Origin of the sequence: Neobacillus niacini (assembly GCF_030817695.1) — a bacterium.
Lineage (GTDB): Bacteria > Bacillota > Bacilli > Bacillales > Cytobacillaceae > Neobacillus > Neobacillus niacini_F.
This window is the reverse complement of record NZ_JAUSZQ010000002.1, coordinates 1,642,279-1,659,066: the sequence shown is the minus strand read 5'-3', so window position 1 is coordinate 1,659,066 and position 16,788 is coordinate 1,642,279. Positions and strand designations below refer to the sequence as shown.

The following is a 16,788-nucleotide window of genomic DNA, read 5'->3' as shown; positions in this document are numbered from 1 at the left end:
GAATGAACTTCCCCGAATTTTTTTCAGTTATACTAATACTTTCATTACATTTTGAACGGACTCAACGGATTTGTCTAATGCAGCTTTTTCATCAGGCGTTAGGTCAAGCTCAATAACCTTCTCAATTCCGTTTGCACCAAGGATTGTTGGTACTCCAAGGTAAATACCCTCATATCCAAATTCTCCCTCAAGGTAAGCAATGGAAGGAAGAACGCGGCGCTGGTCTTTTAAGATTGCTTCACACATTTCAACTAGTGATGCAGCTGGGGCATAATAAGCACTGCCATTACCTAAAAGGTTAACGATTTCACCGCCGCCTTTTCTAGTGCGCTCAACAATCGCTTCTAAACGATCTTTAGGAATTAATGTTTCTAATGGAATACCACCAGCATAGGAGTAACGAACAAGTGGAACCATATCATCACCATGACCACCTAATACAAACCCGGTAATATCTTTAACAGAAATATTTAATTCCTGCGCAACAAAAGTACGGAAACGAGCTGTATCTAGGACACCTGATTGGCCAATGACGCGGTTTTTAGGGAATCCTGATTCTTTAAATACTGTATATGTCATTGCATCAACAGGATTTGTTAATACAAGGATTGTACAGTTTGGAGAATACTTTACGATTTCCTGTGTAACACTTTTCATTACCTTTTGGTTGGTTTGAACTAAATCATCACGGCTCATTCCAGGCTTACGAGCAATACCGGCAGTAATTACGACAATGTCAGAATCACGAGTATCTTCGTAATTGGATGTACCAGTAATGTTTGAATCAAATCCTTGTACTGGACTTGCTTCAAGCATATCTAATGCCTTCCCTTTTGTAGGGTTTTCCATTTGAGGGATATCAACTAAAACGACATCGCCTAATTCTTTTTGTCCAAGTAAGAATGCAGTTGTAGCACCAGTGAAACCGCCGCCAATTACGGAAACTTTTTTACGCTTTAAAGACATTTTTAACTCTCCCCTTTGAAAGTATTATTGTCGTTATTCGAAAAAGGGCTGTTTGAAAACAGCCCTGATTTTCCTTGTCACGTTTCATCCTCTAGGTGCACTAGCTAACAATTACTCCATGTTCTTAATTAATTCATCACCAAATTCAGATGTCTTAACTTCTGTCGCTCCATCCATTAAACGGGCGAAGTCATAAGTTACTACTTTAGAAGCAATCGTTTTTTCTACTGATTTAATGACCATTTTAGCTGCTTCATTCCATCCTAAGTGCTCAAGTAATAAAACACCTGAAAGGATAACAGATGAAGGATTCACTTTATCAAGACCAGCATATTTAGGTGCTGTTCCGTGTGTAGCTTCAAAGATTGCATGGCCAGTTTCATAGTTGATGTTTGCTCCTGGAGCAATACCAATACCGCCAACTTGTGCTGCTAAGGCGTCAGAAATATAGTCACCATTTAAGTTCATTGTTGCAACAACATCAAACTCACGTGGACGAGTAAGGATTTGCTGTAAGAAGATATCGGCAATCGCATCTTTTACGATAATTTTACCAGCTGCTTCTGCATCAGCTTGAGCTTGGTTTGCTGATGCAGTACCTTGCTCTGCTTTAATACGGTCATATTGAGCCCATGTAAATACTTTATCGCCGAATTCTTTTTCAGCAAGCTCATAACCCCAGTTTTTAAATGCACCTTCAGTAAACTTCATGATATTACCTTTGTGCACAAGTGTTAATGATTTACGGCCTTCTTTAATTGCATAATTAATGGCAGCACGTACTAGGCGTGTTGTTCCTTCTTCAGAAACAGGCTTAATTCCAATACCAGAAGTTTCTGGGAATCTGATTTTGTTTACACCCATTTCAGTTTGTAAGAAATTGATTAATTTATTAACCGCTTCTGAGCCTTTTTCATACTCAATTCCTGCATAAATATCTTCAGTATTTTCACGGAAGATTACCATATCAGTATCTTGTGGACGCTTAACAGGAGAAGGTACACCTTCAAACCATCTTACTGGACGTAAGCATACAAATAAATCTAACACTTGACGAAGCGCCACGTTAAGTGATCGGATACCGCCGCCAACAGGAGTTGTAAGTGGACCTTTAATGGCAATCAAATATTCGTTGATTACATCAAGAGTTTCTTGTGGAAGCCATTCACCAGTTTGGTTAAAAGCTTTTTCTCCAGCTAGAACTTCTTTCCAAACGATTTTACGCTCACCTTTATATGCTTTTTCTACTGCAGCATTTAACACTCTCTCAGAAGCTGCCCAGATATCTGGCCCGATACCGTCACCTTCGATAAATGGGATAATTGGATTGTTTGGTACATTTAATACTCCGTTGGTTACTGTGATTTTTTCGCCTTGCATAGTTGTTCTCCTCCTAAGTATGTATCAATGGTAATAAATCAATTAAAGAGATTGAGTCCAAGGTTAAAGATTTGACTCTTTAACCTTTTCCTACAATCCTATTAGAACAATTTTTTTGAAAAAAGTAAATATTTATTAACCTCTTTGATTAATTGGTACATATGTCTGCATGCCAGGACCTGTATATTCAGCACGTGGACGAATTAATCGATTGTTATCATACTGTTCTAGAATGTGAGCAAGCCATCCTGAAACCCTGCTGACTGCAAAGATTGGTGTAAACAGGTCATGGTCAATACCTAAGCTGTGGTACATGGACGCTGAGTAGAAATCTACGTTTGGCGGTAATTTCTTTTCGCCCGTAACGATGCTCTCAATTTTTTCAGACATTGCATACCAATGCGGCTCACCTGTCAGCTCTGTTAATTTTTTGGACATGGCTCTCAAATGTTTTGCACGAGGATCGCCTGAGCGATAAACGCGGTGTCCAAAGCCCATGATTTTTTCTTTCTTCTCAAGTTTTCCACGAACATAGGGCTCAACATTTTCAATTGTACCAATTTCTTTAAGCATTTTCATTACTGCTTCATTTGCACCGCCGTGCAATGGTCCTTTAAGCGCTCCGATTGCAGCTGTTACACCAGAATAAACATCTGATAAAGTAGCTACACAAACTCTTGCAGTAAATGTAGATGCGTTAAGTTCATGATCAGCATGCAGTACAAGAGCTTTGTCCATCGCGTTAACTGCGATTTCATCAGGCTCATTCCCAGTCAACATGTAAAGAAAGTTTGCAGCAAAGCTTAAATCAGTTCTTGGTGCAATTGGTTCCAGACCTTTTCTAACACGCGCGAACGTTGACACAATCGCAGGCATTTTTGCTTGAAGACGAATTGCCTTTTGATAGTTTGACTCTGGATCCATAGAATCAGCTTCTTCGTCATAAAGACCTAGTAAGGAAACAGCGGAACGCAGTGCAGCCATAGGATGAACTTTTTCAATCGGATACATCTTAAAATGCTCAATGACTTCTTGTGGAAGTGCTGCATTTTCTGATAGCTGTTTTTTTAATTCTGTTAATTCAGGCTCAGTTGGTAGTCTGCGGTGCCACAATAAATAAATTACTTCTTCAAAGCTTGCATTCTCAGCTAAATCATCGATGCCATACCCAACATACGTTAACGTATCATCAATAATTGAGCTGATCGAAGAAGTTGTTGCCACTACCCCTTCAAGACCTCGAGTTACTGTCATAGAAAATCTCTCCTTCTCATTCTAATTTCCCCAATACCCATTACCCTTTTGTTAAAAGAAGTATTTTTATCAGCTGAAACTGTTTCTTGGTCACAGCTATGTTGAAAGAAAATCTCCATTTCAATTATGAATCACTAGCGCCCTTTTTAAACAATATCTAGATTGAGCGCTTGCTCGGAAAAAAGCCAGCAAGCGAAATAACTTTTAATTAATAAAAAGTTACTTTACAAGTAATCTAGCATATTTATGTGATTTATGTAAAAAAGGATGCGCTTTCAAGTCCTATTATAAACAATTATCAGATTTTTGTGAATGAAAAGGGGCTGAAAAGTTCAAAAAAAATATTATTTCACAAAACAGCTAACTAAAAAAATCAATGATTTTCATTGCTGTATAGGCTATTCCGGCACCAATAAGAGGACCTACAGCCACACCTTTGAAAATGGATACGGATAGTATGGTCCCTAAAACAAGTGCCGTTGTAATATGCGGATCATTTTGTAAGAGAGATACTCCACCCTTTGCTAATAAGGCAACGGCCATCCCTGAAATAAGAGCTACCCAAGCAAGCGGTGATTTAAAAGCACTTGTCAAATCTTTAAAACCGATTTCACCAGAGGCAATCGGAGCTAATACTGCTATTGTGATGACCGTAACTCCCCAATTAATACCTTTACTCTGAATAAAGGAAAAGGTTTTTGTTTCAAGTCCGCCTAATTTCAAAAGTAATAAAACCACAATAGCGATCAACAATGAGTTATTTTTTGCGATAAGTCCAATGATTAAAAGTAGTAATAGAAACAATAATGGCTGATTAAACATATATTTCATCCTTCCTCTTCTTACAATATGGAAAATCATGCAGCTTTGTACAAAAAATGTTAAACTAGAGCTACCTAAAAGACTGGTTAAGGAGGCATGTTATTGGATAAAAAGTACTTGTATCGAACCTTTAGGTTCTTCTTAGTCATTGGCATCGTGGTTCTCGCACTTCTATCATTTTATTATTTGTCAAAAGTGACCTATCCATTTCTTATCGCCTTAGTAATTGCCTTTTTTATCAACCCAATTGTGAACATTTTTGAGAAAAAACTTCGAATGCCCCGTAGCTTAGCCGTTTTTATAGCTTTGATCATCATATTTGCCCTTGTTGCAGGCTTAGTTACACTTTTAGTAGCTGAATTGGTTTCAGGCGCAAATTACCTTGCACGGGTTGTTCCGGAGCATTTGGATACCTTAATCGGTTATATTGAGGAGTATATAACTGCTCAAATTATCCCTCTTTATAATCAATTAACAAGTATGTTTAATCAATTAGAAGATGGGCAGCAAAACACCATCATTTCTAATATAAAAAATGTTGGTACTACCATTGGAACAACCGTTGGAAACTTCATCCAAAATTTATTCGGCAACATACCAGTCATCTTATCCTGGTTCCCAAATGCCGCAACTGTACTAATCTTTTCCTTTTTAGCAACCTTTTTTATTAGTAAGGATTGGAACCGACTATCACGTATCAGCAGCACCATTTTACCCGAAAAGGCTAAAACAAGTGGTAAAACTGTATTTGCCGATTTGCAGAAGGCTTTATTTGGCTTTTTAAAGGCTCAGCTAACCCTTATATCTATTACAACCGTAATTATTTTAATTGGCCTTCTTGTACTCCGCATTGATTATGCTATTACCATCGCTTTGATAACAGGTATTATAGATATTATCCCATACCTTGGCACCGGAGCGGTTTTTGTACCATGGATTATATATGAGGTCATTGCAGGGGATATAAGCCTTGCAATAGGCTTAGGAGTCCTGTATTTACTCGTAATCGTGCAGAGACAAATTATGGAGCCAAAAATACTCTCATCCAATATTGGTCTTGATCCATTAGCCACCCTAATCGCCTTGTTCGTCGGATTTAAACTAATTGGCTTTCTAGGTTTAATTTTGGGCCCTGTCACTCTGGTCATTATTAACACTCTTTACCGTGCAAATGTGTTTCACGATATATGGACCTTTGTTAAAGGAAAAGAGGTCTAATAAATAAAAACGTCAACCTCCACAGGAAGTTGACGTTTTTATTTGATAATTTTGATATTTCCATTTTGTATTCTCTTCCGTAAAGCGTTAATCATTAGATATTTAAAAGGCTTTCTAGATGGAGGAAATAATAATAAAAATCCAAATAAATCGGTAAAAAATCCAGGGGTTACTAACAGGGTAGCACCAATAAGAATACATATGCCATCAAGAACAGATTCACCAGGAATTTGACCATAAGCAAGCTGTTCCTGAGCTCTCTTTATGGTCTGCAATCCTTCTCTCTTGGCCAAATAGGCCCCAACTACTCCTGTTAGAATGATAAGTGCAATCGTGGGCAGTAATCCGATTGTTTTACCTGATAATAGCAGGAATCCGATATCTATTGCAGGTATGACAATAATTAATAAAGCTAAATAGCGCATTGTTTTATCTCCTTCAAACAAGCTTTAATTTATTATATACCGAATGATAAAAAAAAAGAAGGGAATATCCCTTCTTTCCTGATTTTATAGTACACTAGCGTGCCCGTTATAAATGACACCTCTTGTCGCGTCCACAGTGATTTCTTGACCATCTCTAAATAACTCAAGTGCATTTTCTACACCTACAATTACAGGAATACCTAAGTTAAGGCCGACTACCGCAGCATGGCTGGTTAACCCGCCCTCTTGAGTAATAAGAGCAGCACATTTTTCAATCGCTGGTACCATATCACGGTCTGAACCAAGCGTAACTAAAATGGAACCTGGCTTAACCTTCTCGATTGCTTCTCCTGCATTATGGGCAATTACCACTTTACCGAAAGCAGACTTCCGACCGATTCCTTGTGCTCTAGCCAGAATATCGCCAACTACATGAATTTTCATTAAGTTTGTTGTACCTGCTTCTCCAACTGGAACACCAGCAGTGATAACAACTAAATCACCATGTTTGACAATTCCGCTGTTCACACTTTCCTCAACAGCGCTGTCGAGCATTTCGTCCGTAGAGCTGCACATTCTTCCAAGCTTAGGATATACACCCCATACAAGCGCTAAACGGCGGCAAATTTGCTCATTGGCTGTTACTGCCACGATTGGTGCCTTTGTACGGTATTTAGATATCATCCTAGCAGTATGACCACTTTCAGTTGGTGCCACAATTGCGTTTGCATCAAGATTTAAAGCGGTATGCGCAACTGACTGACCAATAGCATCAGTAAGATTGTGTTCTGTATCTTTACTGCGTGCCGATAAAATTTCTTTATGATCTAGTGCTTGTTCCGCTCTAGAAGCAATATTATGCATGGTTTGCACAGCTTCAACTGGATAAATTCCAGCAGCTGTTTCACCTGATAACATGATTGCATCTGTACCATCAAAGATTGCATTGGCTACGTCACTAGCCTCGGCACGTGTTGGACGCGGATTACGCTGCATTGAATCAAGCATTTGTGTAGCGGTAATAACAGGTTTACCATGCGCATTACACTTCTTGATTAACATTTTTTGTACAAGTGGTACTTCTTCAGCTGGTATTTCTACACCTAGGTCACCACGTGCCACCATTAAACCGTCTGAAATTTCAAGGATTTCATCAATGTTATCGACGCCTTCTTGGTTTTCAATCTTAGGGATAATATGGATGTGGGTAGCCTGCTTTTCCTCTAACAGCTGACGAATTTCCATTACATCGCTTGCACGTCGTACAAAAGATGCCGCAATAAAATCAACACCTTGTTCAATTCCAAAAATGATATCATTTGTGTCTTTTTCAGTAATACCCGGAAGTTTTACCGATACTCCAGGGACGTTAACACCTTTTTTGTTCTTCAAGGTTCCACTGTTAAGAATTTTTGTCAGAATTTCATTTTGGGCCTTATCAATATTAAGAACTTCTAGTCCAATTAAACCATCATCTAATAATATTTTAGAGCCCACATGCACATCATCAATTAATCCAGGGTATGTAATTGAAAATTTTTCTGTGGTACCTTCGACTTCAGTCATCGAAACAATAATATTTTCCCCTGATTTAAGTTCAATTGCTCCATTTACCATATTATTCGTGCGGATTTCCGGACCTTTTGTATCAAGGAGAATGGCAACAGTTTTACCTGTTAGTTTTGAGGCTTCACGAATATTTTGGATTCGCTGTCCATGCTCTTCAAAGTCACCATGAGAAAAATTTAAACGAGCAACATTCATACCAGATTCGATTAATTGGGTTAACTTTTCTACACTTTCACTTGCAGGGCCGATCGTACAGACAATTTTCGTTTTACGCAACATTCTTTATTTCCTCCTAAATTAAAAAGCGTAGGGCGCCTGTTTATCGGCGACAAGCATAAGACGAGCCGGCAAGAAGGTTGCTTTTTAACCTTCTTGCCGGATTGGCTTAGACCATAGAGCCGATGGCGACCGGAGCTAGATTATAATAATTTAAAACACTGGTTAGATAGATAGTTCTTTTGAAAGTTTAACAAGGTCTAGGTCTAGTGCGTGTTTTCTCTCTAATGCTTCAACGATATCGTAATCTACAACACGATTACTTTCCATCCCTACAGCACGTCCGCCTTTACCTTCGATTAATAATTCTACTGCTCTTGCACCTAAACGGCTTGCAAGTACCCTGTCCGCTGCAGTTGGAGAACCACCGCGTTGTATATGCCCTAGAACGGATACTCTAGTGTCAAAATTAGTAGCTTCTTTTAACTGTTTCGCAAATTCATTGCCGCCGCAAACTCCTTCAGCAACAATGATGATACTATGCTTCTTACCACGCTCATGACCCTTTCGAAGTCTTTCTGCAATTTCAGCCATATCGAAGTTTTCTTCAGGGATAAGGATGGTTTCTGCACCACCTGCAAGACCAGCATACAAAGCGATGTCACCAGCGTCCCTGCCCATTACTTCAATCACAAAGGTTCTTTCATGTGATGTAGCCGTATCACGAATTTTGTCCAAAGCATCAATAACAGTGTTTAATGCAGTATCAAATCCAATTGTTAGTTCGGTTCCTGGAATATCATTATCAATCGTACCAGGTACACCTACACATGGATATCCTTGCTGAGTCAAAGCTCTTGCACCGCGATAAGAACCATCGCCACCAATGACAACAAGCCCTTCAATACCATGTGCTTTTAACTGCTCAATTCCTTTTTGTTGTCCCTCTGGTGTTTTAAATTCTGGACATCGTGCGGTATGCAGCATAGTGCCCCCACGATGAATAATATCACCAACAGATCCAAGCTCGAGTTTTTTTATGTTTCCAGAAATTAAACCCGTATATCCGCCATAAATTCCATAGACCTCTACATTATGATATATTGCTTTTCGAACTACCGCCCGAATCGCCGGATTCATACCTGGTGAATCTCCGCCGCTTGTTAGAACGCCAATTTTTTTCATTTCTACCACCTCATGTGATTTACTCAACTATTTATGTATATCTAAAAGGAGTTTTCATTTTACAAGTACTTTATTTATTATCTACAGAAAATCCGGGAATATTTATAAAATACCATTAAAGAGACCTCTATAACAACTCAATCATATTAGTAAATTTAATAGACGGAATTGTCCGTTAACTGGAAACGCTTAACCTAAAAATGGAAACGCAAACATTTACATATAGTGGATAATTGTTGACATAATTGTGAAATGGAAAATAATCACTAAAAATTAAAACGTGCCCAGAGAGCACGTTTTAGATACTAATATAATCCTTTAAAAATGAGTATTCGCCAATCGTTCTAAATCGATTATAGCGATCTGCAACAAGTTCCTCATCGGAAAGTTCTAAAAGTTCCTTTAAGGATTTCTTCAAGAAATTGTCAATCGCTTCTGCTTGACCCTTAACATCTTTATGTGCCCCGCCCTTAATTTCTGGAATGATATCATCGATAATACCCAGTTCCTTTAAGTCGGGTGCTGTTATTTTCATCGACTCTGCTGCCTTCTTCGCAAGGGCAGAATCCTTCCATAATATAGCCGCTGCTCCTTCTGGTGATATAACAGAGTAGGTGGAATTTTCGAGCATGTACATGCGGTTGCCCACTCCTAACGCGAGCGCACCACCACTTCCTCCCTCACCAATGACAATGCAAATAACTGGAACCTTAAGTCCAGCCATTTCAAATAGATTACGTGCAATGGCTTCACTTTGGCCTCGTTCTTCTGCAGCTTTTCCTGGATAGGCACCTTTTGTATCGATAAAACAAATGATTGGACGATTAAATTTATCCGCCTGTTTCATTAGACGCAGTGCTTTTCTATAGCCTTCCGGGTGCGGCATACCAAAGTTTCTGCGGATATTTTCTTTGGTATCTTTCCCTCTTTGATGGCCAATGACGGTAACAGGAAGCCCGCGAAATTTCGCAACACCTCCGACAATTGCTTCATCGTCACCAAATGCTCTGTCTCCATGACATTCAAAGAAACCGTCAAATAGATTAGAGATATAATCTAATGTAGTAGGTCTATTTGGATGCCTGGCAATTTGAACACGATCCCATGGCTTTATGTTGTTATAAATATCTTTTTCAAGTTTTTCAAGTCGTAATTCTAATTTTTCAATTTCGGATGATAAATCAACATCTGCAGTTTTTGTAAACTCTTTAATTTCGGCAATTTTATTTCTTAATTGCACGATCGGGCGTTCAAATTCTAATTCCCCTACCATTCGAGCTCACCTCCTGGTTGATGGATTTCAAGTAAGTTTGTGATTTTATCGATTAACTCAGGACGAGAAATAATCGCGTCCAACTGGCCATGCTTTAATAGAAACTCCGCTGTTTGAAAGTCTTCAGGCAGTTCCTCACGAATGGATTGTTCAATAACTCTACGTCCGGCAAAACCAATTAATGCCCCTGGTTCTGCAAAGTTATAGTCTCCTAATGATGCGAAGCTTGCAGAAACACCGCCAGTTGTTGGGTGAGTCATAATTGAAATAATAAGTCCGCCATTATCACTGAATCTCTTTAGTGCCACACTAGTTTTTGCCATTTGCATTAAGCTAAGGACGCCTTCTTGCATTCTAGCACCGCCAGAGGCAGTAAATATTATAAATGGCACTGACATTTCATCTGCTTTTTCAATTGCGCGGGTAATTTTCTCCCCTACAACAGAACCCATACTACCCATTCTAAATGTAGAATCCATAATGGCAACCACAATATTATTACCGTTAACACTTCCATACCCAGTTACAACAGCCTCATTAATCTTCGTTTTCTGACGATCTTTTTCTACTTTTTCCAGATAATCGGGGAAGTTTAATGGGTTTACGGAAACCATGTTTTCGTCTATTTCATTGAAGCTGCCTTCATCTAAAAAGCTAACGATACGCTCTTTTGCATTCATGGCAAAGTGGTGTCCACAATGCAGGCAGACCTTCAAATTTTTATTTAGTTCCTTTGTGTACATGATTGTTTTACATGACGGACATTTTGTCATGATTCCTTCTGGTACATCATTTTTTGCAGCCTCGGTAGGAATCGTTGCATATTTTTTCTTTTTAGTCGTGTTTTTTGTAAAAAGCTCTTTAAGCAATTTGTCCAACCTCCTTTGTTCGAAAAATCTGCCAATCGGCAAAGTTTTTATCATTCTTTATTTGAAGTCTATCCTTAAATAATGACAATTCAAACCTAACCTGTAAAATTGGTCAGACCACTCAAACATTAAAAATGCCCACATCCAATTGGGGCTTGATTGCTTGTCTATCACTATAAAGGAAAAATACTTCAAAATCTGTTAGTATTTGTCGGTTAAAATAGACAAATTTCTTAATTGGCGATAAGCAGATAATGTTTTTTCCTCATCTTTTTCAACCAAGGCTTCGATTAACATTAAATAGCTATCACGATTATACCCCACGTTTATTAAACTTAATGAATGGTGATAGTCCTTTAATATTAACCATATCCTTGAAAACAAATAATTGTCTGCCAGTACAATAAGTTGATAAAAGAATTGATCATCATTTAATTGATCGGCACAAACTAAGCTCTTTAGCTTCAATAACTCCTTTTCTTCAGCCCTATTAAGAACTAACCGAAGAAAATCCATTTCTATTAGGTTCTTTGTTTCAATGACGTCTAACTTTGCCTTTTCATCTTGAAGAATAAAAGTCCCGAGCAGCTGTACGAGTTGATTTCCCCGAAAATCACGGATAAAAGTACCTTCACCGCGTCTGGTTTCGATTAAGCCTAACAGTTCTAATGCTCTTAAAGCTTCGCGAACGGAAGAGCGCCCGACATTCAGGCGCTCTGATAATTCCCGTTCAGATGGGATTTTATCTCCAGATTTCAAATTATCTGCAGATATCATCTCTCTTAGCTGTTTAACAATCTCAAGATATACTTTTGTATTCGTCACTTACCAATCACTCACTTTTACCTATAATAGCGAGCCTCATTGTTTTTTCTCTTACATCTTCAGGGTCAACCTTAATACGTGCAACACCCGTTTCCATTGCTGCTTTTGCTACTGCGGCAGCAACAGCCGGCGCAACGCGCGGATCAAACGGTGCAGGGATGACATAATCCTCATTTAGTTCAGATTCATCTATTAAACTGGCTATTGCCTCAACAGCTGCCACTTTCATTTTCTCGTTTATGTGTGTTGCGCGGACATCTAGTGCCCCGCGGAAAATTCCAGGGAAGGCTAGGACATTATTTACCTGGTTTGGAAAATCTGATCTGCCCGTTCCTACCACTTTTGCTCCCGCTTCTTTTGCTTCATGCGGCATAATTTCTGGATTAGGGTTAGCCATCGCAAAGATGATTGCATCTTTGTTCATTGAAGCAACCATTTCTTTTGTTAGAGCTCCTTCAACAGATACACCAATAAATACATCAGCACCTTTTATTACATCTGCAAGGCTTCCAGTGAGATTATCACGATTTGTAAATTTTGCTACTTCTGCCTTGATGTCATTCATTCCTTGCGGGCGTCCTTCATAAATGGCACCCTTTGTATCACACATAATAATATCTCTTACACCATAGCTGTGTAATAATTTTATTATGGCAATTCCGGCTGCTCCAGCGCCATTGGCAACCACTTTGATTTCAGACATTTTTTTATCAATCAGCTTTAGAGCGTTCACAAGGCCTGCTGCTGTAACAATAGCAGTACCATGTTGATCATCATGGAAAACAGGAATATTCGCTTCTTTTTTCAATCGTTCCTCAATGACAAAGCAATTTGGTGCGGCGATATCTTCAAGATTCACGCCCCCAAATGTTGGCTCGAGCAACTTAACGGTTTCAATAATTTTTTCGACATCTGTTGTGTTTAAGCAAATTGGGAAGGCATCGACGCCGGCAAAGCTTTTGAATAAAACTGCTTTACCTTCCATTACTGGAAGTGCAGCTTCCGGACCAATATTTCCGAGGCCCAAGACTGCTGTACCATCTGTTACTACAGCAACCATATTGCCCTTCATGGTGTAATCGTAAACCGTTTCTGGCTTCTCATAAATATCTTTACACGGTTCGGCTACACCTGGAGAATACGCTAAACTTAAATCTTTGGCATTTCTTACTGCTACTTTTGATTTTGACTCAAGCTTTCCCTTATTAATTCGATGCATATGTAGTGCTTCTTCCCGTAATGTCAAGATATGTCACCCCTTCAATTAGTACAAAAAAGATATCGGTAAATACTGTGAATACTAGTCTGTTTTTAGTGGTCAGACCACACCCATCTTCATTTACCACTATAACATATCTGCAAGAGTTGTAAAGAATTATTCTTTTAAAACTACATTGTCCGTTCCAAGAAAATCACGTAATACTTTCAAAAGATTACCGCTAGGGTGAATCAAAAACTCACTGCCTAGTCTAATCGTTTTCTTGCTAGTTTCAAAGTGTAACACTACTTTTGTTTTCCCAGCATTCTCCTTTAATAATTGTTTTAAATGATTTAAAGAGTGCTCGTCTTGTTTTTCATTGGCTATTTTTAAATATAATATCGAGTCCTGCTTCATTTTTGTACTCAACCAGGTATCAATTTCAGCTGCTTGTTGGATAATAAATTGAAGTTTTCCATCCCGTTCTTCCACTTTTCCTTCTATCACAGCAAATTGCCCCTGTTCTAGCAAGTGAGAATATTTTTTGTACACGACTGGAAAAACAACAGCTTCCATTTCACCGCTGGAATCACTAATATTCAGGAAGGCCATTGATTCCCCTTTTTTTGTTCGAATTTTCCGCAATGATGTGATATAAACACCAGCAGCTGCTCGTTTTTGGTCTGCCGATAATTCAAGGAGAACATTGGCTCCAGCTTGTTTAAGTCTTTTTTCAAAAATGGAGACCGGGTGATCTGAAAGGTAAAAGCCAAGAGCCTCTTTTTCAAAAGCAAGCTTATCCTCTAGTCTAATGTGATCAACTTGGACATATTTCGGCTTAAGTTGAAATTCCTCAAGAAATAGCTCCACTTGACTTGATTCATCTACCTTAAATAATTGTGCGTGCTCCAGGGCAACATCCCAAACTTGCAAGCAAGACTGCACGATCTTCGTTAAATTCATCAAAGCTTCCAGAATGAACGAGAACCTCCAATGTTTTACGATTGATCGCTTTTGAAGATATCCTTGTACAAAAATCGAATAAATCCTCAAACTTTTTACTTTTCCTTGCTTGAAAAATTTCTCTTAAAGCTGCTGCACCTACACTTTTAATGGCTGCAAGGCTGTATCTGATACCAGACTTCTCTACTTGAAAGGAAAAGCCGCTGTAATTAATGGAAGGCGGCAGAATTTCGATATCCTTTTGTTTTGTTTCCAAAATATATTGAGCTATTTTGGTTTCATTCCCAATTGCAGATGTTAACAACCCAGCCATAAAATAAAGGGGGTAATTTGCTTTTAAATAGGCAAGCTGATAGGCGATCATACTATATGCCACTGCGTGACTTCGATTAAAACCATAATTGGCAAATCGTACAATTAAATTATAAATGTCATTTGCCAGTGCGAGATGATAACCTTTCTTTAAAGCACCTTGGACAAAATGATCTCGTTCCCTGTCCAATACATCCTTTTGTTTCTTTCCTACTGCCCTCCGCAGTAAATCGGCTTCACCAAGGGAAAAACCGGCCATTGTAGAGGCAATTTGCATTATTTGCTCCTGGTATACGATGACTCCATATGTATTTTCCAGGATTGGTTTCAGATCCTCATGTGGATACTCTACTGCTTCCGTTCCATGTTTCCGGTCAATAAATAGCGGAATATTCTCCATTGGTCCTGGACGATATAAGGCATTCACCGCAACAATATCTTCAAAACGTGAAGGCTTCAACCGCGATAATACCTTCCTCATCCCGTCTGATTCTAACTGAAAAATACCTGTTGTCTCTCCTCTGGCCAGCAGTTCGAATGTTTTTTCATCATTTAATGGTATGGTTTTTATATCAACTTTTCTACCCGTTTTCTTTTGAATAGAAGATAAGATTGTTTCAATTAAAGATAAGTTTCTTAAACCAAGAAAATCCATTTTCAGTAAGCCAATTTCTTCAAGATATTCCATTGAATACTGAGTTAAATAAACGTGATTATGTCCCTGTTGAATGGGAATTAACTCAATAAGCTGCTTCTCACTAATAACGACACCTGCAGCATGTGTAGAAGTATGTCGAGGCAGCCCCTCAAGTTTTAATGCTGTTTCATAGAGTTTTCGATTCACTGGGCTTTCATCGATAAAAGCTCTAAGTGGCTGGGATTCTTTATATGCGTCTTTAAGGTTTATTCCCAAACGTGATGGAATACGCCTTGACAGCTGTTCTAATTCCTTAGTATTCAGGCCAAAAGCCCTGCCAACATCTCTTATCGCTGCCTTGGCAGCCATGGTTCCAAACGTTACAATTTGCGCAACATGTAATTCACCGTATTTTTTTGCAACATATTCTATTACTTCATCCCGCCGATGGTCCGGAAAATCTATATCTATATCCGGCATCGATATCCGCTCCGGATTTAAGAAGCGTTCGAACAATAACTGATGTGCTAGTGGGTCAACATCGGTAATATACAAAACATAAGCAACCAGTGACCCTGCTGCAGATCCCCTGCCTGGGCCGGTCAAAATACCATGCTCACGGGCATATCTCATAAAATCCCAAACAATTAAAAAGTAGTTGCTAAATTTCATCGAGTTAATGACCGATAGTTCATAGGACAATCGTTGATAGTGTTCTTGAGTAGGTGATGTAAAGCGCTCCATTAACCCTTTTTTACACAGCATTTCCAAGTAATCTTCTGCCGGCTGTTTGTTCTCTGTCGGGTATTCAGGTAAATAGGTTTTATTCAATTCGATATTTACTATGCATCTTTTAGCGATTGTAATACTGTTCTCTAATGCTTCGGGTAATTCAGAAAATACTTCTATCATTTCCTTTGCACTTTTCAAATAAAATTGATCGCTTTCTAATCTTTCTCGGTGCTCATCCTGAAGTTTCTCGCCATTTTTTATTGCTAATAGACATTCATGAGCAAACATATCTTCTTGTTCTAGGTAATGAACTCTATTTGTTGCCACTAATGGAGTACTTAGTTCCTCAGCAATGCTATGAATCCTCTGTGTTACGGTTGCTTCGTTCTCTAATTGATGGTTTTGAACAGCTAGAAAAAATGACTCTTTGCCAAAAATAAGCTGAAGTTTTCTAATGATCGCTGCCGCTTCTTCTCGTTGGCCGCTTAATAAATTTTGTTCAATCTCTCCTTCTATTCCTGGAGAAATGGCAATAAGGCCTTCTGCGTAATGTTTTAACCATTTAAAAGGCATACCGTTTGCCGCTTTTGTTTGAACGGCACTAGAAATTTTTAAAAGGTTCTTAAATCCCTTTTCATTTTCCGCAAGTAACACTAATGGAAATGATTCTTCGTTTCTATATTCACTTTCTACATCAACGGTTAACCCCAAAATCGGTTGAATATTGTTTTTTAGACATAATTTATAAAATTCAATCGTTCCATACATAACATTTCTATCGGTTAATGCAATCGCCTTAAATCCTTTTTTCTTTGCATTATGAACCAATTCTTGAACTGAAGCAGTGCTTGTTAACAAGCTGTATGCACTATAAACATGAAGGTGAATAAAAGACATTTTGTCACCCCTTCCAAATAAAAATCCTATCTTTATTATAGAACCAA

General features: G+C 38.6%; 12 protein-coding genes and 1 pseudogene. 1 reads left to right on the top strand and 12 read right to left on the bottom strand.

Annotated features, from left to right (window positions below; all coding sequences use genetic code 11):
• Positions 1 to 27: 27 nt before the first annotated feature.
• From mdh to QFZ28_RS08510, 4 genes are all read right to left on the bottom strand, one after another.
• Complete coding sequence (mdh, locus tag QFZ28_RS08525) at positions 28 to 966, bottom strand: malate dehydrogenase (RefSeq protein WP_307194229.1); 939 nt, start codon at positions 964 to 966, stop codon at positions 28 to 30.
• A 111-nt stretch (positions 967 to 1,077) separates the two neighbouring features.
• Positions 1,078 to 2,346, bottom strand: coding sequence for an NADP-dependent isocitrate dehydrogenase (gene icd / locus QFZ28_RS08520; protein ID WP_307194228.1), 1,269 nt, complete (start codon positions 2,344 to 2,346; stop codon positions 1,078 to 1,080).
• Between the two features lie 135 nt (positions 2,347 to 2,481).
• Complete coding sequence (citZ, locus tag QFZ28_RS08515) at positions 2,482 to 3,600, bottom strand: citrate synthase (RefSeq protein ID WP_307194227.1); 1,119 nt, start codon at positions 3,598 to 3,600, stop codon at positions 2,482 to 2,484.
• Positions 3,601 to 3,960: 360 nt separating this feature from the next.
• Positions 3,961 to 4,422, bottom strand: coding sequence for a DUF441 domain-containing protein (locus tag QFZ28_RS08510; protein WP_307194226.1), 462 nt, complete (start codon positions 4,420 to 4,422; stop codon positions 3,961 to 3,963).
• Positions 4,423 to 4,524: 102 nt separating this feature from the next.
• Here QFZ28_RS08510 and ytvI point away from each other — a divergent pair, with 102 nt between their 5' ends.
• A complete protein-coding gene (gene ytvI / locus QFZ28_RS08505) occupies positions 4,525 to 5,640 on the top strand; it encodes a sporulation integral membrane protein YtvI (protein WP_307194225.1) in 1,116 nt (371 codons plus the stop codon).
• Positions 5,641 to 5,678: 38 nt separating this feature from the next.
• On the opposite strand, the gene QFZ28_RS08500 is transcribed toward ytvI, so the two are convergent.
• The 8 genes and pseudogenes from QFZ28_RS08500 to dnaE form a co-directional block, all read right to left on the bottom strand.
• Positions 5,679 to 6,065, bottom strand: a complete 387-nt coding sequence (locus tag QFZ28_RS08500) for an FxsA family protein (protein WP_307194224.1) — start codon at positions 6,063 to 6,065, stop codon at positions 5,679 to 5,681.
• A gap of 84 nt (positions 6,066 to 6,149) precedes the next feature.
• Entirely contained in the window at positions 6,150 to 7,910 is a 1,761-nt protein-coding gene (pyk, locus tag QFZ28_RS08495) for a pyruvate kinase (protein WP_307196983.1), read from the bottom strand.
• A gap of 165 nt (positions 7,911 to 8,075) precedes the next feature.
• Complete coding sequence (gene pfkA / locus QFZ28_RS08490) at positions 8,076 to 9,035, bottom strand: 6-phosphofructokinase (protein WP_307194223.1); 960 nt, start codon at positions 9,033 to 9,035, stop codon at positions 8,076 to 8,078.
• Positions 9,036 to 9,333: 298 nt separating this feature from the next.
• Positions 9,334 to 10,308, bottom strand: coding sequence for an acetyl-CoA carboxylase carboxyl transferase subunit alpha (gene accA, locus QFZ28_RS08485; protein WP_307194222.1), 975 nt, complete (start codon positions 10,306 to 10,308; stop codon positions 9,334 to 9,336).
• The gene (gene accD / locus QFZ28_RS08480) at positions 10,302 to 11,177 is read right to left on the bottom strand and encodes an acetyl-CoA carboxylase, carboxyltransferase subunit beta (RefSeq protein ID WP_307194221.1); all 876 of its coding nucleotides are present in this window, start codon (positions 11,175 to 11,177) and stop codon (positions 10,302 to 10,304) included. The genes accA and accD overlap by 7 nt, the downstream gene beginning before the upstream one ends.
• A 201-nt stretch (positions 11,178 to 11,378) precedes the next feature.
• Complete coding sequence (locus QFZ28_RS08475; RefSeq protein ID WP_307194220.1) at positions 11,379 to 12,002, bottom strand: FadR/GntR family transcriptional regulator; 624 nt, start codon at positions 12,000 to 12,002, stop codon at positions 11,379 to 11,381.
• Between the two features lie 7 nt (positions 12,003 to 12,009).
• Positions 12,010 to 13,248, bottom strand: a complete 1,239-nt coding sequence (locus tag QFZ28_RS08470; RefSeq protein WP_307194219.1) for an NAD(P)-dependent malic enzyme — start codon at positions 13,246 to 13,248, stop codon at positions 12,010 to 12,012.
• 129 nt (positions 13,249 to 13,377) lie between these two features.
• Positions 13,378 to 16,741, bottom strand: a pseudogene (gene dnaE, locus QFZ28_RS08465) (DNA polymerase III subunit alpha).
• Between the last annotated feature and the right edge of the window lie 47 nt (positions 16,742 to 16,788).